The sequence below is a fragment of the Dehalococcoidia bacterium genome, from assembly GCA_035310145.1.
Lineage (GTDB): Bacteria > Chloroflexota > Dehalococcoidia > CAUJGQ01 > CAUJGQ01 > CALFMN01.
In genome coordinates this window covers 1-18,442 of the sequence record DATGEL010000006.1, presented here as the reverse complement: position 1 = coordinate 18,442, position 18,442 = coordinate 1, and the positions used below count along the sequence as shown (strand labels likewise).

Annotated in this window: 21 protein-coding genes; 9 read left to right on the top strand and 12 right to left on the bottom strand. The window is 69.1% G+C overall.

All coding sequences use genetic code 11. From position 1 onward, the window contains the following. Nucleotides 1-60: 60 nt before the first annotated feature. From nuoH to VKV26_01005, 8 genes are all read left to right on the top strand, one after another. The gene (gene nuoH / locus VKV26_01040) at nucleotides 61-1,221 is read left to right on the top strand and encodes an NADH-quinone oxidoreductase subunit NuoH (GenBank protein ID HLZ68472.1); all 1,161 of its coding nucleotides are present in this window, start codon (nucleotides 61-63) and stop codon (nucleotides 1,219-1,221) included. An 82-nt stretch (nucleotides 1,222-1,303) separates the two neighbouring features. Then, nucleotides 1,304-1,771 (top strand): 4Fe-4S dicluster domain-containing protein, encoded by a 468-nt coding sequence (locus VKV26_01035; GenBank protein HLZ68471.1) that lies wholly within the window; start codon nucleotides 1,304-1,306, stop codon nucleotides 1,769-1,771. A gap of 72 nt (nucleotides 1,772-1,843) precedes the next feature. Beyond that, nucleotides 1,844-2,542 carry an NADH-quinone oxidoreductase subunit J gene (locus VKV26_01030; protein HLZ68470.1) on the top strand — a complete coding sequence of 233 codons (699 nt, stop codon included), beginning with the start codon at nucleotides 1,844-1,846 and terminating at the stop codon, nucleotides 2,540-2,542. A 31-nt stretch (nucleotides 2,543-2,573) separates the two neighbouring features. Then, a complete protein-coding gene (gene nuoK / locus VKV26_01025) occupies nucleotides 2,574-2,882 on the top strand; it encodes an NADH-quinone oxidoreductase subunit NuoK (protein HLZ68469.1) in 309 nt (102 codons plus the stop codon). A 43-nt stretch (nucleotides 2,883-2,925) separates the two neighbouring features. After that, a complete protein-coding gene (gene nuoL, locus VKV26_01020) occupies nucleotides 2,926-4,986 on the top strand; it encodes an NADH-quinone oxidoreductase subunit L (protein ID HLZ68468.1) in 2,061 nt (686 codons plus the stop codon). A gap of 44 nt (nucleotides 4,987-5,030) precedes the next feature. Next, entirely contained in the window at nucleotides 5,031-6,656 is a 1,626-nt protein-coding gene (locus VKV26_01015) for an NADH-quinone oxidoreductase subunit M (protein HLZ68467.1), read from the top strand. Then, nucleotides 6,653-8,134 carry an NADH-quinone oxidoreductase subunit N gene (locus VKV26_01010; GenBank protein ID HLZ68466.1) on the top strand — a complete coding sequence of 494 codons (1,482 nt, stop codon included), beginning with the start codon at nucleotides 6,653-6,655 and terminating at the stop codon, nucleotides 8,132-8,134. The genes VKV26_01015 and VKV26_01010 overlap by 4 nt, the downstream gene beginning before the upstream one ends. 6 nt (nucleotides 8,135-8,140) lie before the next feature. Beyond that, entirely contained in the window at nucleotides 8,141-9,112 is a 972-nt protein-coding gene (locus VKV26_01005) for an aldo/keto reductase (protein ID HLZ68465.1), read from the top strand. A gap of 51 nt (nucleotides 9,113-9,163) precedes the next feature. Here VKV26_01005 and VKV26_01000 read toward each other — a convergent pair whose 3' ends face one another. After that, complete coding sequence (locus VKV26_01000; protein HLZ68464.1) at nucleotides 9,164-9,613, bottom strand: helix-turn-helix domain-containing protein; 450 nt, start codon at nucleotides 9,611-9,613, stop codon at nucleotides 9,164-9,166. Nucleotides 9,614-9,739: 126 nt separating this feature from the next. Between VKV26_01000 and VKV26_00995 the strand changes: the two genes are divergently transcribed. Beyond that, on the top strand, nucleotides 9,740-11,377 hold the full coding sequence (locus VKV26_00995; protein ID HLZ68463.1) for an MFS transporter: 1,638 nt from the start codon (nucleotides 9,740-9,742) through the stop codon (nucleotides 11,375-11,377). 87 nt (nucleotides 11,378-11,464) lie between these two features. Here VKV26_00995 and VKV26_00990 read toward each other — a convergent pair whose 3' ends face one another. The 11 genes from VKV26_00990 to VKV26_00940 all read right to left on the bottom strand — a co-directional run. Continuing rightward, nucleotides 11,465-11,866, bottom strand: a complete 402-nt coding sequence (locus VKV26_00990) for a hypothetical protein (protein ID HLZ68462.1) — start codon at nucleotides 11,864-11,866, stop codon at nucleotides 11,465-11,467. Between the two features lie 93 nt (nucleotides 11,867-11,959). Next, nucleotides 11,960-12,631 carry a hypothetical protein gene (locus VKV26_00985; GenBank protein ID HLZ68461.1) on the bottom strand — a complete coding sequence of 224 codons (672 nt, stop codon included), beginning with the start codon at nucleotides 12,629-12,631 and terminating at the stop codon, nucleotides 11,960-11,962. A gap of 227 nt (nucleotides 12,632-12,858) precedes the next feature. Further along, the gene (locus VKV26_00980) at nucleotides 12,859-12,999 is read right to left on the bottom strand and encodes a hypothetical protein (protein HLZ68460.1); all 141 of its coding nucleotides are present in this window, start codon (nucleotides 12,997-12,999) and stop codon (nucleotides 12,859-12,861) included. Between the two features lie 275 nt (nucleotides 13,000-13,274). After that, complete coding sequence (locus tag VKV26_00975) at nucleotides 13,275-13,454, bottom strand: hypothetical protein (GenBank protein HLZ68459.1); 180 nt, start codon at nucleotides 13,452-13,454, stop codon at nucleotides 13,275-13,277. 103 nt (nucleotides 13,455-13,557) lie between these two features. Next, nucleotides 13,558-13,737, bottom strand: coding sequence for a hypothetical protein (locus VKV26_00970; GenBank protein HLZ68458.1), 180 nt, complete (start codon nucleotides 13,735-13,737; stop codon nucleotides 13,558-13,560). A 481-nt stretch (nucleotides 13,738-14,218) separates the two neighbouring features. Then, on the bottom strand, nucleotides 14,219-14,908 hold the full coding sequence (locus VKV26_00965) for a response regulator transcription factor (GenBank protein HLZ68457.1): 690 nt from the start codon (nucleotides 14,906-14,908) through the stop codon (nucleotides 14,219-14,221). Between the two features lie 314 nt (nucleotides 14,909-15,222). Beyond that, nucleotides 15,223-16,080 carry a uridylate kinase gene (locus VKV26_00960; GenBank protein HLZ68456.1) on the bottom strand — a complete coding sequence of 286 codons (858 nt, stop codon included), beginning with the start codon at nucleotides 16,078-16,080 and terminating at the stop codon, nucleotides 15,223-15,225. A 24-nt stretch (nucleotides 16,081-16,104) separates the two neighbouring features. Further along, entirely contained in the window at nucleotides 16,105-16,917 is an 813-nt protein-coding gene (locus VKV26_00955; protein HLZ68455.1) for a uridine kinase, read from the bottom strand. Between the two features lie 36 nt (nucleotides 16,918-16,953). Further along, entirely contained in the window at nucleotides 16,954-17,754 is an 801-nt protein-coding gene (locus VKV26_00950) for a class I SAM-dependent methyltransferase (GenBank protein ID HLZ68454.1), read from the bottom strand. Next, nucleotides 17,751-18,044 carry a molybdenum cofactor biosynthesis protein MoaE gene (locus tag VKV26_00945; protein HLZ68453.1) on the bottom strand — a complete coding sequence of 98 codons (294 nt, stop codon included), beginning with the start codon at nucleotides 18,042-18,044 and terminating at the stop codon, nucleotides 17,751-17,753. The genes VKV26_00950 and VKV26_00945 overlap by 4 nt, the downstream gene beginning before the upstream one ends. Before the next feature lie 203 nt (nucleotides 18,045-18,247). After that, nucleotides 18,248-18,442 (bottom strand): molybdate ABC transporter permease subunit (locus VKV26_00940; GenBank protein HLZ68452.1); only part of this gene is annotated, 195 nt, incomplete at its 5' end.

Genomic DNA, 18,442 nt, shown 5'->3' with positions numbered 1-18,442 from the left:
ATCGTTGGCCGATCGTTCGGTACGCTGCCGGAAGAGTGGCCCGAACGCTGAGGTGATCGCGTGTCTTACCTCTTGCTGGGGACGATCTTCAACCTGCCCGACCGCTGGCTCGACGCCGTCGTGCGCGTCGCCATCATCACCGGCCTGATGACGTTCAACACGCTGGCGCTCACCTACCTCGAGCGCAAAGTCATCGCCCGCGTGCAGCAGCGGCTCGGGCCGACGCGCACCGGCCCCGCCGGCCTCTTCCAGCCCGTGGCCGACGCGCTCAAGCTGCTCACCAAGGAAGACCTGCGCCCGCGCCTGGCCGACCGCTGGGTGTTCGAGCTGGCGCCCTTCCTCGTCTTTGTGCCGGTCTTCCTCGCCTTCGTGGCGCTGCCCTACTCGCACGACTGGGGCATCCGCTTCTCCGGCCTGGCGCTGTTCTTCATCCTTGCCGTCACCTCGGTGAACATCGTCGGCTGGCTGATGGCCGGCTGGGGCTCGGATAACAAGTACGCGCTGCTCGGCGGCGTGCGCGCCGTGGCGCAGATGATCAGCTATGAGCTCCCGCTGGTGCTGGCCGCACTCTCGATCGCGATGGTCGCCAACACGCTCGACCTGCGCGAGATCATCGAGCAGCAGAACCACGTTCCCAACGCCCTGATCCAGCCGCTGCCCTTCGTGCTGTTCATCATCGCTATGATGGCCGAGTTGAACCGCAACCCCTTCGACATCCCCGTGGCCGAGTCCGAGGTCGTGGGCGGCGTCACGGTCGAGTACAGCGGCATCCGCTGGTCCTTCTTCCAGCTCGCCGAGTACACCGCCCTCTTCATCCTCGCGGTGCTGGGCGCCGACCTCTTCCTGGGCGGCTACGCCTTCCCCTGGCTGAAGGGCTCGTGGTTCGGCTGGCAGTTGCTGATGACCTTCATCAAGGCCTCGGCGCTGATCGTGGCGATGATGTGGCTGCGCGCGACCTTCCCGCGCATGCGCGTGGACCAGCTGATGGCCTTCGCCTGGAAGGTGCTGATCCCGCTCTCCTTCCTGCAGGTCTTCGTCAACGGCCTCTGGCTGGTCTACCACCCCTGGGGCTGGGGGCTGTGGCTGGGGCTCAGCTCCGGCGGGCTGCTGCTGATCCTGGCGATCGGCCTGCGCGTGGGCATCCGGCGGCTGGGCCAGCGGCGGCCGCGGGCCGAGCGGCTGGAGCAGGTGCGGCAGTTGACGGCGGCGCGTGGCGCATAAGCGCGGAGGGCGATACTGTTAAATTGCCGTTGCGGATCGCGCTGCGGCATCTGATCGGTCTTGAGGTTCAGGAGAACCTGACGTGATTGGCCTGCTCAAGAGCATGGGCACGACGCTGACGACGACGCTGCGTCGCCCGGTGACGACCCAATACCCCGAAGTGCATAAGCCGATTCCCGAGCGCGAGCGCGCCTTCCCGCTGCTGCTCTGGGACGAGAACGTGGCCGAGCCGTTCTGCACCGGCTGCCAGGCCTGCGAACGGGCCTGCCCCGTGGACTGCATGACGGTGACGATGCGCGACAACCCCAAGCAGAAGGCGGGCGAGAGCAAGCGGCGCAAGATCGTGGATACGTTCTGGATCGACTACGGCCGCTGCATGCGCTGCAACATCTGCATCGAGGTTTGCAACTTCGACGCGATCGCGATGAACAACACCTGGAGCGGGCACGAGCTGTCCGTCACCGACCGCGAAGAGCTGGTGATGGACCTGGACGAGCTGCTCGCCAAGTCGAAGGCGGGTGAGGTCACGGCCTGGGTGCCGGCCGGCTAGGCCGCCGGCGCCGGCTTCGTTCGTACCTCAGTACCTCAGGTACCTCAGCGCGAGAGGAGCAAGCGGAGCGCGATGGAAGTCTTGTTCGGCGTGTTCGCCGCGCTCGCGTTCATCGCCGCGCTGCGCCTGGTCTACGCCACCAACTCGGTGCAGACGACGCTGGCGCCGCTGATTGTGCTGCTGCTCGTCGGGCTGCTGTTCGTGATCCTCTCGCACGAGTTCACGGACACGATCTCCGCGCTGCACGCGCCGCAGGTCGTCTTCTATATGGTAGGCGGCCTGGCGCTGGCAGGCGGCATGGGCGTCGTGTTCGCCAATGACCTGGTGCACGCGGCGCTCTTCCTGATCATGACGCTGCTGATGACGGCCGGCGTCTTCGTGCTCGTCTCCGCCGAGTTCCTGGGCCTGGTGCAGATCCTGCTCTACGGCGGCGCCGTCTCCATCCTGATCATCTTCGCGCTGATGCTGACGCGGGCGCGCGAGACGCAGGCGCTGCGCCTGAACGGGCCGCAGTGGCCGTTTGCGCTGGTCACCGGCGGCGGCCTCGGCGCGGTGCTGATCCTGATGGTCGCCCGCGTCGACACGTGGAAGGGCCTGACCGACACCACCTACAAGACGATCAACGACATCGGCAACGCCCTGTTCGACACCTACGCGCTGCCGTTTGAGATCGCCTCGCTGGTGCTGATCGTGGCGCTGGTGGGCGCGATCGTGATCGCCCGCGCCGAGGAGACGCCGGAGCTGCCCGCCGGCCAGGCGGAGCAACGCTGAGTCCGACAGAACCGCAGGAGAGCCGACCGCGATGATCCCGTTGCAACAGGTGCTGGTGCTGAGCGCCCTGCTCTTCTCGCTCGGCGTATACGGCGTGCTGGCCCGCCGCAACGCGGTGCTGATCCTGATGTCCGTCGAGTTGATGCTGAACGCGGTCAACATCAACTTCATCGCCTTCGCCGTCTATCTGGCGCCCGACAAAGTCGTCGGGCTCGTCTTCGCGATCTTCGTGATCGTGGTGGCCGCGGCGGAGGCGGGCCTCGCGCTGGCGATCATCCTGCGCGTCTACCGCAACGAACGCACGGCCAACGTGGACGAGGTCGATCTGCTCAAGTGGTAGGCCCGCGCGGCCTCGCCCGATTACGCCCCGGAGTGGTGAACACGTGCTGCTGCCGATGCCCTTGCCCGCATCCGCCCTCCGCTTTCGGCGCGAGCATCCCACGGCGTGGGACTGGCAGGTCGCCGTTGCCGGCACGATCGTGCTCGGCATCGTCGCGGCGATCACGGCCGTCATCCTCGGCCTGAAGAGCTTCAGCGTCTACAGCGCCTGGCTGCTGCCGGCGCTGTGCGGCGGCGCCTTCGTGATCCTTGCGCTGGTGCGCAACTACCTGCCGCGCAAGGGCGACTGGGTCGGCATCTTCGCCATCACCGCCGCCTTCACGGCGTTCTTCTTCCTGCTGCACGACTACCTGACACGCACCGCCGGCGGCCCGCTCGCCGGCTTCGATAACTCCTTCGACTGGCTGAACGTCGGCAACTTCGGCCTGCGCGTCGGCTTCTTCGTCGACCCGATCGCGCTCGTGATGCTGGCCGTGGTCACGACGGTCGCGCTGATGGTCAACATCTACTCCACCGGCTACATGCACGGCGAGGCGCGCTATGGCTGGTTCTTCGCCGTGCTCTCGCTGTTCGCCGCGGCGATGATGACGCTGGTCCTGGCCGACAACTTCCTCTTGATGTACGTCTGCTGGGAGCTGGTCGGCGTTTGCTCCTTCCTGCTGATCGGCTTCTACATCGAGCGGCGCTCGGCGGTCGAGGCGGCGAAGAAAGCGTTCGTCACCACCCGCGCCGGCGACGTCGGCTTTTTGATCGGCATCATCCTCTTCTGGCGCGCCACCGGCACCTTCGACGTGCAGACGATCATCACCGCCGCCGTCAACCATACCAACGGCCTCAGCGGCGGCTACCTCACCGTCGCCACGCTCTTCCTCTTCCTCGGCGCGATGGGCAAGTCGGCGCAGGTGCCCTTCCAGGTCTGGCTGCCGGACGCGATGGAAGGCCCCACGCCCGTCTCGGCCCTGATCCACGCGGCGACGATGGTCGTGGCCGGCATCTATCTGGTCGCCCGCACGTTGCCGATCTTCGAGGCGGCGCAGGGTGCGACGACCGTGGTGCTGATTATCGGCGTGGTCACGGCGCTGATGGCTGCGCTGATCGCGATCGTGCAGACCGACCTGAAGAAGGTCATCGCCTACTCCACGATCAGCAATTTGGGCTTCATGATGGCGGCGCTGGGCGCCGGCGCCCTCACCGGCGCCATGTTCCACCTGATGACGCACGCCTTCTTCAAGGCGCTGCTCTTTTTGGGCGCCGGCTCCGTGATCCACGCCACCGGCACGCAGGAGATGCCCGAGATGGGCGGCCTGGCGCCGAAGATGAAGATCACCTTCATCACCTTCCTCGTCGCCGGGCTGGCGAACGCCGGTATTCCGCCGCTGGCCGGCTTCTGGTCGAAGGACGAGGTGCTGAAGAGCGTCTTCGACCACCAGAACGCGATCTACCTGGTTCTGCTGCTGCTCTGGGTGCTGCTCTCCGGCATCTACACGCTGCGCATGATCATCCTCACCTTCTTCGGCAGGCCGCGCGTGCGCCACATCTACAACCACGCGCATGAGTCGCCGCCCAGCATGCTGCTGCCGCTGATCGCACTTGGCCTGCTCTCGATCGCGGCCGGCTGGGTGGCCTTCGAGGGGATCGGCAAGGCGCTCGGCTTCCCCGGCGGCATCGGCCGGTTCGTCATCCCGTTCGGCGCCGAGGGCGAGGTGCTCAGCATCAATGGCGGCCTGGCCGTGGGCGCGACGATCGCCGGCCTGCTGGGCTTCTTCGTCGCCGGCTACTACTGGTGGGGGCTGGGTGAGCGGGCCGCGCGGGTGGCGGCGCACTTCCCCGATCTCTACGACCTGCTGCGCCACAAGTTCTACTTCGACGAGATGTACCAGGCGATCATCGACCGCGTGGTGCTCGGCTTCGGCCGCGTGATCTCGTGGTTCGACCGCCAGGTGGTGAACGACACCGGCGTGGACGGCTCGGCCGACATCACCGGCTTCACCGGCTACGAGTTGAAGCTGAGCGAGACGGGCAAGATTCCCAACTACGCGCTGGCGATCGCGGGCGGCGTGGTGGTGCTGGCGATCATCGCCTTTGCGACGCAGGGCGTTGTCTAGGACCGGCCAGGGCCGGCGCCGACGGGGGCGACTGAGGAGAGACGATGGCTGGGGGAGTGCTGCTGGCGCTCGTGCTGGTGCCGTGGGGTGCGGCCCTTGTGCTGACGGCCGTGCCGGGGCGCATGATCAACGTCGTGCGCACGGTTGCTGTGCTCGCGGCGCTGGCGATGTTCGTGCTGGCGCTGCTCACCTTCATCGCCTACAACATCTCCGACGGCGGTATCCAGGGCGAGCTGCGCTGGGACTGGCTCTCCAACGCCGCCTTTCTGGGCAATAACGGCATCACGCTGCACCTCGGCGTGGACGGCATCGCCGCGCCGCTGATCCTGCTCAACGGCATCGTCACCCTGGCGGGCACCTGGGTCTCGTTCAAGATCGACTACCGCAACAAAGACTTCTTCATCCTGCTCTTCGTGCTGTCGTCGGGCGTGTTCGGCACGTTCGTCTCGCTGGATCTGTTCTTCTTCTTCTTCTTCTACGAGCTGGCCGTGCTGCCGATGTACCTGCTGATCGTGGTCTGGGGCAGCGGCCCCGCGCCCTACGGCGCCAACCGCGACAAGACCTACGGCGGCATGAAGCTGACGATGATGCTGGTCGCCGCCTCGGTGGCGATCTTCATCGCCATCATCGCGATCTTCAACGAGGCCGGCGCCGGCACCTTCGACCTGCCCACGCTGTGGAAGCACGCCTACTCGCCCGGCTTCCAGAAGACCTTCTTCCCCTTCATCATGATCGGCTGCGGCGTGCTGGCCGGACTCTGGCCCTTCCACGGCTGGTCGCCGGACGGCCACGCGGCGGCGCCCACGGCCGTCTCCATGCTGCACGCCGGCGTGCTGATGAAGCTGGGCGCCTTCGGTATCCTGCGCCTGGGCATCCAGATGTTCCCCGACGGCGCCCGCTTCTGGATGCCCGCGCTGATGGTGCTGGGCACCACGGCCGCGCTCTACGGCGCCTTCTCCGCCACGGTGCAGCGCGACTGGAAGCTGATGACCGGCTTCTCCAGCGTCAGCCACATGGGCTACGTGCTGATGGGCCTGGCCACGCTGAACCCGATCGGCGTCAACGGCGCCGTCTTGCAGATGTTCAGCCACGGCGTGATGACGGCGCTCTTCTTCGCCATGATCGGCTCCGTCTACGACCAGGCGCACACGCGCGATCTGCGCGCCTTTGGCGGCCTGATCCACAAGATGCCGCGCTTCGTCGCCTTCTTCACTTTAGCCGGCTTCGCCTCGCTCGGCTTACCCTTACTCTCCGGCTTTGTGGCGGAGTTCAACATCTTCGTCGGTACGTTTAAGACCTATCCGCTGTTCGGCGCCCTCGGCGTCTTCTCGGCGCTGATCACGGCGACCTACATCCTGCGCATGTTCAGCTTCGCCTTCTTCGGACCGTTCAACGTGCGCTGGTCCGGTCTGCGCGACCTGCTGCCGATGGAGACGATGGCCGGCGGGCTGCTGGCGGGGGCGATCGTCTTCATGGGCCTCTGGCCCAGCCCCTTCGTCGACCGCATCGCCCAGGGGCTGCGCGGCATCCCGGCGATCTGCCCCAACGGCCAGTGCTCGGTCGGCCTGGGCGCCGGCAATGTCAAGCCACACGCGCCGCCGGGCGCGCCGCCGGTCTCCTGGCTGATCGAGCATCGCCGCGCCACGCTGGGACAGGAGTCCGCGCTATGAACTACACGCTCCTGATCCCCGAGTACTGCCTGGTGGGCCTCGCCTTCATCGTGATCGCGATCGAGCTGTGGTTCCCACAACTCCGTAAGGACATCGTCGGCTACATCGCGGCGCTGGGCGCGGCGGGCATCCTCGCCGGCTCCTTCGCCTACGCGCGGACGGACGAGTCGTTCGGCGGCATCTTCCAGGTCGACCACTACACGCTCTTCTTCCGCGTGCTCTTTCTTGGCGCGGCCGTCTTCCTCTGCATCCTCTCGGCGCAGTACGTGCGCAAGTTTTTGCGCAACGGCGGCGAGTATTTCGGCGTGCTGCTTTTGGGCACGGCGGGCGCGATCGGCCTGGCCGCCGCCACCGAGCTGCTCACCGCCTATATCTCGCTGGAGTTGATCAGCTTCAGCCTCTACGTGCTGATCGCCTTCGCCAAGTACGACCGCAAGTCGAACGAGGCGGGGCTGAAGTACGTGCTGCTCGGCGCCTTCGCCTCGGCTATGTTTCTCTACGGCGTCAGCCTCGTCTACGGCGTGACCAAGACGACCAGCTACGCCGGCATCGCCCAGAACCTGCCCGCAAGCGGCGACCTCGGCCTGCTGATGGGCATCGTGCTGATTCTCACCGGCATCGGCTTCAAGATCGCCGCCGTGCCCTTCCACATGGCCACCCCCGACGCCTACGAGGGCGCGCCGCTGCCGATCACCGCCTTCCTCTCGATCACCTCGAAGGCCGCGGGCTTCGCGCTCTTGCTGCGCCTGTTCAGCACCGCCTTCGGCCCGCGCCTGGACGAGTGGAAGTGGCTGGTGGCGATCCTCTCGGCGGCGACGATGACGTTCGGCAACCTCGTCGCCATCCAGCAGCACAACATCAAGCGGCTGCTCGCCTATTCGAGCATCGGCCAGGTCGGCTACCTGCTGATCGGCATCGCCGCGATGGCGCCGGACTCGGCCAGCGCCGTGCTCTTCCACCTGGCCGGCTACATCATCACCAACCTGGTCGTCTTCGGCGCGGTGATCGCGATCTTCAACCAGACCGGCATCGACGAGATCCCGGACTACGCCGGCATGGCCGACCGCCAGCCGTTCCTGGCTTTAGTGCTGACGATCGGCTTATTCTCGCTGTCCGGTATGCCGCTGTTCGCCGGCTTCTTCACCAAGTTCTTCCTGTTCCAGGCCGGCGCGAACCACGATCTGCTCTGGCTGGCGGGCTTCGGCGTGGTCAACAGCATGATCTCGCTCTACTACTACCTGCTGGTGATCAAGCAGCTCTACCTTGCCGGCGACAAGAGTCCGTCCGCGCGCGTGCACCCGTCGCCGATCCTCGTGGGGGCGATCGGCCTGCTCACGTTGGGCGTCTTCTTCGTCGGTCTTTACCCCATGCCGCTGGTGAAGGGCACGGACAAGGCGATCGCGCCGCTCTTCCCCAACGGCAGCATCGCGCAGCACGTTGGCCCGCAGCACAACGGCAGCGATGCGCAGGTGCGGTAGCGGGCGGTGAAGCACCAGGTTCTTGGCGCCAGTGGCGTGCGCGTCTCGCGCCTCTGTCTCGGCACGGCCACCTTCGGCGTGGCGCCGCTGGCGGAGGAGTGCGGGCGGCTGGTGCAGCGGGCGCTCGACCTCGGCATCAGCTTCTTCGACACCGCCAACTCCTACGGCAATCAGCCGCGCTTCGACCGGCCGGGGGCGCCGCCCGCGGCACAGCGCGCCTCCGCCGAGGAGCTGCTCGGCCGGGCGCTGGCGGGGCATCGCGCCGGGGTGGTGCTGGCGACGAAGGTGATGGAGCCGGTCGGGCCCGGCCCGACCGATCGCGGCCTCTCGCGCCGGCACATCGTGCAGCAGGTCGAGCAGAGCCTGCGGCGGCTGGGCACGGACTATATCGATCTTTACTACGCACACCACCCGGACCCGGACACGCCGCTCGATCAGACGCTGCGCGCCTTCGACGACCTGGTGCGCGCCGGCACAGTCCGCTACGCCGCGCTCTCCACCTTTCCCGCCTGGCAGACGGCCGAGGCGCTGGGGATCTGCGAGCGGCTGGGACTGCACGCGCCGGTCTGCTGCCAGTTGCCCTACAACCTGGCCCAGCGCGGCATCGAGCGCGAGCACGTGCCCGCCTGCCTGCGCTTCGGCCTCGGCATCACCGTCTTCAGCCCGCTCGCCGGCGGCCTGCTGGCCGGCATGGAAACGGTCCGGCGGCCGATCGCCGGCAGCCGGCGCTGGGGTGGCACGGGCTTCACCGCGGAACAGGTCAACCTCGCGCGGCAGCTCGACGGCCTGGCCGGCGCATGGGAACGCCCGCCGGCGCAGCTCGCGCTCGCCTGGCTGCTCTCCCGCCCCGGCGTGACCAGCGCGATCATCGGCCCGGAGACGGTTGCCGAGCTGGAAACGAACGCGCCCGCCGCCGATCTTCAGCTCACGCCCGAGCAGCTTGAGCGGCTCGACGCGCTCGGCCGCGCCGCGCCCTGAGGCATTCTCCAGGGTATACCTGCCGCCGGGGAGCGGCCGGGCGCGGCGAGGTCAGCCGCCGGCCGGCGCCGCGGCGGGCGCTGCCATCCACCTGGCGCGCTCGACGCGGATCTCGCGCGGCTGCACCGTCTCGCCGCAGCCGGCGCAGAGAAAGTTCGGCGTCACCTCGCCGTCGCAGCGGCGGTGCAGGAAGCGCGGGGGATCCTTCGGCCCCTCCGTCCACTTCAGCCCCCACATGCCGAGGCTGACGACGACCGGCAGCAGGTCGTAGCCCTTGTCGGTCAGCAGGTACTCGTGGCGCGGCGGGTGCAGCTGGTAGGCCCGCCGCTCAAGAATGCCCTCGCGCACCAGCAGGTCGAGCCGCGCGCTGAGGATGTTGTCCGCGATGCCCGACTGGCGGAACTCGTCGAAGCGGCGGGCGCCGACCAGCGCGTCGCGGATGATCAGCAACGTCCACCACTCGCCCACGACGTCCAGCGTGCGGGCGATGGGACACGACATCTCGGCAAAGCTCTTCCGCCGCACTTTTGCCACTCCCAGTAACTTGCATCGTGCTAGTCGATGCCGTAGCCTGTTACTAGCATCATACTAGTTACTGCACACCTGCACAAACGGAGGGAACCGCTCATGGCACGGATTGCAGTTGTGGACCGGCAGCCGCAGCGGAGCGGCGCCGGGCGCGGCCGCGGGCTGATCCTCTTCGCCCTCTGCCTCGCGGCCTACATTATCAGTGTGGACGTGACGATCGTGAACGTCACGCTGCCGACGATCGTGCGGAAGCTCTCCGCCACCACCACCGATCTGCAGTGGGTCGTCGATGCCTACAACCTGGTCTTCGCCGCGCTGGTGCTGGCCGCCGGCAGCCTCGGCGACCGCATCGGCCGCAAGCGCACCCTGCTGGCGGGGCTGGGCGTGTTCGCCGCTGCCAGCCTCGCCGGTTCGCTCAGCCAGTCGGCGCACCAGCTGATCGCCGCCCGCGCGGTGATGGGCCTCGGCGCCGCCCTGATCTTTCCCGCCACCCTCTCGCTGCTCGCCAACGTCTTCACCGAGCGCAAGGAGCGCGCTCGCGCCATCGGCTTCTGGGGCGCGACCACGGGCCTCGGCGTCGCCACCGGCCCGATCGTGGGCGGCTGGCTGCTCGAACATTACTGGTGGGGCAGTGTCTTCCTCTTCCTCGTGCCGGTGGCCGGCCTGGTCGCCGCGCTGATCGCCTGGGCCGTGCCGCCATCGCGCGATCCCGCGACGCCGCCGCTGGACTGGCGCGGCTTCCTGCTCTCCGCGACCGGCATGGCCGTGCTCGTGCTCGGCGTAATCGAGGCGCCCGACTGGGGCTGGGGCTCGGCGCGCACGCTCAGCGCCCTGGCCGGCGGCCTGGCTCTGCTCGCCGCCTTCGTCGTCGCCGAGCGCCGCATCGCGCAGCCGATGCTGGATGTCGACCTTTTCCGCAACCTGCGCTTCACCGCGGCGAGCGGCTCCGTGACGATCGCCTTCTTCGCGCTGCAGGGCTTCGTCTTCCTGATCACGCAGTACTTCCAGTTCGTGAAGGGCTACAGCCCGCTGGGCACCGGCGTGCGCCTCTTGCCGGTCGCCATCTCGCTTGCGGCCGGCTCGGTGCTGGGCACCCGCCTCGCCGTGCGCTTCGGCAACAAGGCGATCGTCGGCGCCGGCCTGCTGCTGTTCAGCGCCGGGCTGCTGTGGTCCGCGAGCGGATCGAGCACGACCTCCTACACCACGATCGCGGCGCAGATGCTGGCGCTCGGCACGGGCATGGGGTTGACCAGCGCGCCGGCGACGGAAGCGATCATGGGCGTCGTCTCCAAGGAGAAGGCGGGCGTCGGCTCCGCCGTCAACGACGCGACGCGGCTGTTCGGCGGCACGCTGGGCGTGGCCGTAATCGGCAGCGTCTCCGCCTCGCTCTACACCAGCCGGCTGGGTTCAACGCTGCCCTCCGGCCTGTCACCGGCTGCGGTCGCCGCGGCCAGGGGATCGATCGGCGGCGCGCTCGTCGCCGCGCACAACATCGCCCAGGCCGGGCTGGCCCTGCCGGCGCAGCGGCTGAGCGATGCGGCCACAAACGCGTTCCTGCACAGCCTCGCCGGCGGCTGCCTGGTCGCCGGCGCGGTCGCCGCGGGCGGCGCCGTGCTGGCGCTGGCGCTGCTGCCCTCCCGTCCGGGAGTGGCCGGCGCCGCGCCGCAAGCAGCGCCGCTGCAGCTTGCGGCCGAGCCGGTCGAGCTACTGGAGGAGCTTGACCGCGCCGCGTCGTGAGCCGCGGCCAGCATCGCGCGGTCAGCAACGCGGCAGCGCCGCCCAGGGGCGGCGCTGCCGCGTGCTCAAACTCCGGACGGCGCAGCGTCACGGCGTGCAGAGATCGGCATCGGCCACGGGCGGCAGCAGGCTCGTCACATCGTCCGCGATCCCGGCGGCGGCGAGCAGGGCGTGCAGCGCGTCCGGTGCGAGTTCCACGGTCCAGGTGGCGTCGCGGTAGCGCAGCGCCGCCGCCGCGGCGGCATCGGCGGCGTTCGCGTAGCGCGTGCATTCGACACGGGCCGTGACGCCGCTTTGCAGGCTGATCAGCGTGTTGCCGTCGTTCACCTGCAGCAGTTCGATCTGGCCGCCGCCTGTGCCTCCGGGCTGCACCACGATGTAATAGGCCGCGTCGGGAGCAGGCTCGGCGTATACGCGCGGGCAAGCGCACGCCGCCAGCCCGGACAGCAACAGAGAGAGACCGGTAAACAGGATCCAGGGTCGACGCATGCTCTGCCTCCCCGGCGTCGGGCCGCGGCGGGGCACTCCCGGCCCGCCGCCGTCGCTGCCGTGTTAGTGGCCCACGCCCGCGCCCATGCTCTGCTACACATCGAGGGCCACGATCCGACTTTGCTCAAACGCGGCGCCGCGTACCGGCGCGAGACGGACTGCCGGGCGTGGCGGCGCCGACCACGCCGCGCGCCGGCGGCCGAGCACCGTCTCGAGGGACTCGCCGCCGCCGTCCTCCTGGTCCTCGGGCGTCTCGACGTCGACGCGCTCCAGGCAGAGGCCGCGTTCGGCGCTGATCGAGTAGACGCTGACGGCGGCGAAGCGGCGATGAAACATATCGTGAAAGGTGACCAGGCAGCTCAGCGGCGCCCCGGTCTCTGGCCCGTCCGTCGCCCTAGCGGAAGTGCGCAGCAACTCGCACTCCCACACGCTGTCCAGCGGAATGTATGGCCGCGCTCCATCGGCGAGGCCGAAGCGCGCGTTTCCCCAGCTCAGGACAGCCTCGACCTGCAGCGCCGGGCTGCTGCCGATGTTGGAGAGGTGCAGCGGCAGGCGCTCGGCGTGCGGCAGCAGCGGTGGGTTCAGAATGCCGACCACCAGGGGCGGCGCGGCATGGTGGCAGGGTTCGCTCGGACGGGCGGCCTCGCTCCGCGTCCGCCGCATCAACCGCGCACAACGCACCGCCAGGACGGCGCAACCGCCGATCGCCGCGACGGCCGCGATCAGCGCAGCCAGGGAGATCACGCCGAGGATCGCGCTACTCATGCGGCCACCCGTTCCCTGGCCCTGCTGCACCCGGCGCGGCGGAGCCGAACAGCTCGGCCGGCAGGCCAACAAGCCGCGGGCCTGCTCGACGGTTGCGTGCGCCGCTGCCGTCCGGCAGAGCGACGCGCAGCAGCCAGCGAACGAGCCGCGCGGCATGTCCCGACAACGCGTTGGTCATGGTGCACCGCCCCTGTCGGCGGACGGCCGGCCTGCCGCTGAACCGTGGTTCAGTGACCTGCGACCTGCGTGATGCTCAGAGTGTTGGTCTGCGGTCCCAGCGAGAACAGGGCGACGTTCGCCTGGAAGGCGACCGCGAAGTTGCTGGAAATCGCTGGAGCGAAGACAATGGTCGGCGCGAAAGTGATCATAGCCGCTCTCCTCGGTCGGTTGCTGCGCCGGCGTCGGTCGAGCCGGGTGGCGCCGACGCCCGCCGGCGGGAGACGAATGCGCCGCGCCGGTGGCGCGGCACGGGAACAACCACGCCAGCCGGCCGGCGGCGCGGTTGGTTGCTCTGCGAAGCGACGCTGCCTGGTCGTCGGGCGCGGCGACCGCGTACATCGGCAGATGTTTCGCGGTCCGCCGCGCCCGCACGGCGTCGCGCCGCCGGGGCGATGCCGGCCTCCGGCGGCGCGGCGCGGCTGGCCTAGACCTGGACGATCAGCGCGGTGTTCGACTGGCTGCCGCCGTTGCGGAAAGCGGCGTTCACCTGCAGCACATTGGCCGTGTTGACGCCGGCGGGGCCCTGGCCGATACCGGCCGCGTTCGTCTGGCTGCCCAGGTTCAGGGCGGCGAAGTTGAACTGCGCGAGATTCACGGTGTTCACGTTGAAGCTCCTCGTTTTCGTCGTGGGTTCTGGTAGGTATGGGCCCGTGCCGGCCAGCGCCCGGCGCTCGCCGAGGTACGCCGGCAGCGGGCATGGAGGTGTCCTAGATCTGGACGATCAGCGCGGTGTTCGACTGGCTGCCGCCGTTGGCGAGCGCGAGGTTCGCCTGGCCCACCAGGGCCACGTTCACGCCGGCCGGCCCCTGGCCGATGCCGGCAGCGTTCGTCTGGCTGCCCAGGTTCAGGGCGGCGGCGTTTAGCTGCCCGAGTGCGACGAAGTTCATTTCCAAGCTCCTCAATACTGGGGAAGATGGGGTACTGGGGTCGTGCCGTATTGCTGTCTCTCGGTCCTCCGCGGCAGGACCGTGATGACACGATCTGGGTAGGCGCCGCCGTTTCCTTGCGGAGCGCGGCGTCGCCCGGTTCGCCGTGCGGGGCTGCGCCGTGCCGTGCCGTGTTACAGCGGCCGTACCGGCGTTCCCGCTCTGATCTGCGTGCCAGGTGAATGCTGAGTCGATTCTGAATGGCGGCGTGGGCGCGTTCGCTGAGGAAGCGTGCCCCAGGCGCCCTGGTCTGTGCACCTCTCTGGCGGCGATGGCGTTCTCCGCCACCGTGGCTGCGGGCGGCCCGCTGGCCGGCGTCTTCGCCGCCGCGCCCCCCGGCCTGTGTCAACAGCATCGCCCCTGGCATGGCGCCCGTCTATCGGCATTCACGGGGGTCGCCGTCTCAACATATGACGAGTCGCCGTTCGTCCTCTGCCGATGCTTATGCCGGCATCGCGAGCGCGGCGGGGGCAAGCAACCCCTGTTCGACCGCGCGGATGCCGAGCTGGACGGCGTTCTCCGCCCCGAGCTTGATGAGCAGGTTGTGGGCATGACTGCCGACCGTCGTGCGCCGGATGCCGAGCCGTGCGGCGATGTCTTTCTCGGTGAGCCCCTCGGCCAGCAGCGAGAGCACGGCGCGCTCGCGCTCGGTGACCGGCCGCGCGCAGGCGTCGCGCACGCGGACTGCCAGTGTGCCCAGCGGCTGTGCACGGAAGTAGTCGAGGATCGTCTGATCGACGGCCGCGATGCCCGTCCGTGTCAGCAGCGCCAGCGTCTGCCGCAGCCCCGCCCCCTCCAGGTTCCCCTTGATCAGGTAGGCGTCGGCGCCCGCGAGCAGGGATTCGAGGAAGATCGCGGGCGTGAAGACGGTGGTGTGGATGCAGAGACGGCTGCGCGGGCTGATCCGCGCCAGCTCGCGCACGAGCGCCAGGTCGAGGCTGTCCCGCCGGCGGGGATCCACGACGATCAGGTCGGGCTGCAGGCGGCGTGCGGCGGCGGTGGCGCGGCCGAGGGGTTCTGCCACTGCCCGGAAGTCGGCCGGCTCCGTGAGCAGGGTGCTGAGTCCGAGGCGCAACAGGTCATCGTCGTCGGTGATCAGCACGGACCAGGCGGGGGAAGACAGGGCGGTCATCGGGGGAAACCTCCGGCGCAGAGCAGAGCGAAGCACGCGCCGCTGACAAGGTCATCCGCGGACATGACGGCGACGCTCAGCCGGAACTGGACCACGGAGACGGCCAGGAAACCGTCCGTGAGTTCCTAATCATACCTAGATCAACGGCGCGTGGACGGCGGTTATCCTGCATGCAGCAAACAGTTTCATATCGTTGAAACCTATTACGCTCGCGCAGTTGTCTCATCTCCCCGGCCGCAGAGCCGCTCTGCCAGCAGCCCCGCGCGGCGCCGCGATCCCAGCGGGCCACGCCGCAGGCGGCAGGCGTAGTTTCGTCAGGCGGTGGCATCCTTGCGCACGATCGTGCCCACGTGCTCGCCGCGTAAGGCCGGCGCCAGCAGCTGCGGCTTGAGCCCGTTGACGATCTGCACGTGCTTCACAAGCCGCGCCCGCTCGATCAGATCGAGCAGCACGCGGTCGAAGGGCAGTGTCGGCAGCTTCCGCTCGCGCAGCTCGGCAACCGTGATCGCGGGGATGAACTCCGCGTCCGCATGCTGCCGCGGGTCGCGGTCGTAGAGGCCGTCCACGTCCTTCAGCAGCGTGATCGTGGCGCAGCCGAAGCACTCGGCCAGCAGAAAGGCGCCCGCATCGGTGCGGTGCGGAGGGATGCGGCCGACGCCGGGCGGATGTTCCCAGAGCGAGAAGGGCGGATCGCCGTTGCAGATGATGCCGGGCACGGCCCGCACGAACAGCGGCAGCAGATGGCCGAACAGGTCCGGCGGCGATGCGACCACGCCGTAGGGCGCCAGCAGCGTGCCGAGCATGTGCGCGTTGCCCAACGCATCGGCGATGGCGAGCTGCGCCAGCACACCCGTGGGCAGGCCCAGGTCGATGCCGATCGAGAACACGTGACGGCTGCGCACGCCGCCGCCCGTGGCGATGATCAGCCGGTGCTCGGCCAGCGCCGCGCCGATCGCCTCGACCAGCGGATAGGTCGTCGCCCGACCGCCGTCCAGAATCGAGCGGCCGCCGACCTTGATGACATGGCAGGCGGGCAACATGCGCACCACCGGCGTCTCGCTGGCAGACATCACCTGCTTGTCCAGCAGGCTCTCGCGCATCAGGAGCGACTGCACGTGGTGGCGCCGATCGAGGGCGGCGCCGTTGACGGCCGCGAAGTCACCGCTGGTCATGGCCGGCTCCTTCACCTGCACGGATCAGGCCTCGATGATCGTGCCGACCGGTTCGCCGGCCAGCGCCCGCGTCAGATTGCCCGGCACGAGGCCGTTGATCACCTGAATCGAACGGCGATGCTGCGCCCTCTTCAGCAAGTCCAGCACGCTGCGCTCCACCACCACATCGTCGAGGTCCAGCGCCTCCAGCTCGGCCACGCTGATGCGCGGAATGAAGCGGGCAGCGGGGTCCTTCTTGGGGTCGGCCGTGTAGAGCCCATCCTCGTCCTTGACATAGATCATCGCGCGGGCGCCGAAGACTTCGCTGACCAGGTAAGCGCCGGTATCGGTGCGGTTCGGGGGTATGCGGCCCACCGCGGGGTTTGGCTGCCAGTAGATGTAGGGCGGCATGCCGAAGAAGATTGCCGCCCGCCGCTCTTCGAGGTAGAGCGGCAGTTGCGGGAACTGCGCCGGCTCGATGAAGGGAATGCCGTGCTTCGCCAGCAGATAGTGCAGCATACGGGCGTTCTGCATGCTCACGAAGGTGCCGAGGATGCTGAGCACGCCCGTGGGCATGCCCAGGTCCAGCCCGACGCTGTAGGCGTGGCGCGCCCGCGTGCCGGCGCCGGTGCCGATGATCAGCTTGTGCCGCGGCAGGTTCTCGACCAGCTCGTCCAACAGGGGGAAAACCGCCGCCCGGCCGCGATCGATAAAGCTCTGTCCACCGATCTTGACGACATTGGCGTCGGGCAGGATGGAGACTACCGGCTGTGCCGCCGTTTCGGCGAGCAGCGCTTCATCGGTGAGCGAGCCATCGACCAGCGCCTTTCCGAGCTGGCTCAACAGGTGCTCCGGCATTTCAACTCCTTTGCGCGTGGCGAATCCGCCGCGCCGTCAGGGAAAGCGCACACCGTCAAGCAGGAAGCACTCGCGGCACGGTTCCTGGTACTGCAGCGTGCCGAACTCGGCCCGCGCCCAGGCCCGCAGCACCGCCTGCACCGCGGCGCGCGTCCCCTCAGCAACCGGGCCGCCCGCCCAGGCGCCGGCCGCGTCCCAACCCGCGATCACCTCCGCGGCGCTGACGGCGTGTGTCCAGGCGGCCAGCGTATGCTTGCCCAGCGGCGTCGCGCCGGCGGCGGTACAACGTGCGAGCACCCGGCGGCTGCCCGCTTCCGCGCCCGGCAAGCCCACGCCCCGCTCGGCGAAAAGTCGCCGGCGCTCGCGCCGCAGCCGCTCCCTCAGGCCGTGCTCGTCGTGCCGCACGCGGCCGATCAGCAGCACACCGCCCGGCCGGCAGACACGCCGCGCCTCTGCAGCGAGCACAGCCGGGGCGAGCAGATGCACGACGCGCACCGCGATCACCACGTCCGCGGCGCCGCTGCGCAGCGGCCAGGGGCCGTTGCACTCCGCCTGCATGAGATGTACGCCGGCGGCGCCCGCGCCCAGCTTCGCGCGGAAGCGCGCCAGCATTGGCCGCGAGAGATCGAGGCCGAAGTAGCGGCCCGACCGCGCCGCGAGCCGGCGGCCCAGCTCGCCCGTGCCGGCACCGATCTCCACGACCGTTCGCCGATCGCCCACGATCGCCAGGATGGCGGCCGCGATCGATCGCGCGGCCGCCGCGTCGAGCGCGGTGCGGCGGTCGTAGACCGTGGCCTGCGCGTCGTAGCGGCGGGAGGTTGGGCGAGCTGTGCTCATCCACCGCCTCTGACGTCGCGCGGCGCCGGACTCAGGCTGGCCGCAGCCTCGGCCGGCGGCCGGACCTCCCAGCCTTCAGTCACGGCGCCGTCGTCCCACTCCTCGCGCTTCCATACCGGCACGCGTTGTTTGATGCCTTCGACGGCGAAGGCGCAGGCTACCAGCGCCGCGGCGCGGTGACGAGCGGCGACGGCCACGGCCAGCACCGGCTCACCGAGGGACAGGCAGCCGCGCCGCCGCGCCAGCGCCGTGTGCTCGCTGCCCCAGCGCTCACGGATCTCGGCGGCGATTTCGCAAGCGCCTGCTCGCCTGCCGCCCGGGGGATGCGGTACTCGACGCGCAGCACGCGGCGCCCTGGGCGCGTATCGCAGACGACGGCGAGAAACGTCGCCACGGCCCCGCAGCCGTCCTAGCGCACGCGCGCGGTCAGCGCATCGAGCGAGAGCGGCTCGTCGGTGATCAGCAGGTACATGATATACTCCCCCAGCAGCGCTCAGAGCCGCATGCTGTCGCCCGCCAGCGCCCGAAAGACGAGCAACGTAACCGTGGCGACGGCGAGCAGCAGCACCGACAGCGCCAGCGCGGTGTAGAGGTTGGCCTCCATCGCCGTCATGATCGCCAGCGACAGCGTCTGCGTGCTGCCGCGCAGGTTGCCGGCGAACAGCATCGTCGCGCCGAACTCCGACAG

What these genes read in the sequence shown, in the direction of transcription:
- VKV26_01030 (HLZ68470.1), top strand. Translation starts at nt 1,844, where the DNA reads ATGGAAGTCTTGTTCGGCGTGTTCGCCGCGCTCGCGTTCATCGCCGCG.
- nuoK (HLZ68469.1), top strand. Translation starts at nt 2,574, where the DNA reads ATGATCCCGTTGCAACAGGTGCTGGTGCTGAGCGCCCTGCTCTTCTCG.
- VKV26_01015 (HLZ68467.1), top strand. Translation starts at nt 5,031, where the DNA reads ATGGCTGGGGGAGTGCTGCTGGCGCTCGTGCTGGTGCCGTGGGGTGCG.
- VKV26_01010 (HLZ68466.1), top strand. Translation starts at nt 6,653, where the DNA reads ATGAACTACACGCTCCTGATCCCCGAGTACTGCCTGGTGGGCCTCGCC.
- VKV26_01000 (HLZ68464.1), bottom strand. Translation starts at nt 9,613, where the DNA reads ATGTCGTGTCCCATCGCCCGCACGCTGGACGTCGTGGGCGAGTGGTGG.
- VKV26_00995 (HLZ68463.1), top strand. Translation starts at nt 9,740, where the DNA reads ATGGCACGGATTGCAGTTGTGGACCGGCAGCCGCAGCGGAGCGGCGCC.
- VKV26_00990 (HLZ68462.1), bottom strand. Translation starts at nt 11,866, where the DNA reads ATGCGTCGACCCTGGATCCTGTTTACCGGTCTCTCTCTGTTGCTGTCC.
- VKV26_00985 (HLZ68461.1), bottom strand. Translation starts at nt 12,631, where the DNA reads ATGAGTAGCGCGATCCTCGGCGTGATCTCCCTGGCTGCGCTGATCGCG.
- VKV26_00980 (HLZ68460.1), bottom strand. Translation starts at nt 12,999, where the DNA reads ATGATCACTTTCGCGCCGACCATTGTCTTCGCTCCAGCGATTTCCAGC.
- VKV26_00970 (HLZ68458.1), bottom strand. Translation starts at nt 13,737, where the DNA reads ATGAACTTCGTCGCACTCGGGCAGCTAAACGCCGCCGCCCTGAACCTG.
- VKV26_00965 (HLZ68457.1), bottom strand. Translation starts at nt 14,908, where the DNA reads ATGACCGCCCTGTCTTCCCCCGCCTGGTCCGTGCTGATCACCGACGAC.
- VKV26_00960 (HLZ68456.1), bottom strand. Translation starts at nt 16,080, where the DNA reads ATGACCAGCGGTGACTTCGCGGCCGTCAACGGCGCCGCCCTCGATCGG.
- VKV26_00955 (HLZ68455.1), bottom strand. Translation starts at nt 16,917, where the DNA reads ATGCCGGAGCACCTGTTGAGCCAGCTCGGAAAGGCGCTGGTCGATGGC.
- VKV26_00950 (HLZ68454.1), bottom strand. Translation starts at nt 17,754, where the DNA reads ATGAGCACAGCTCGCCCAACCTCCCGCCGCTACGACGCGCAGGCCACG.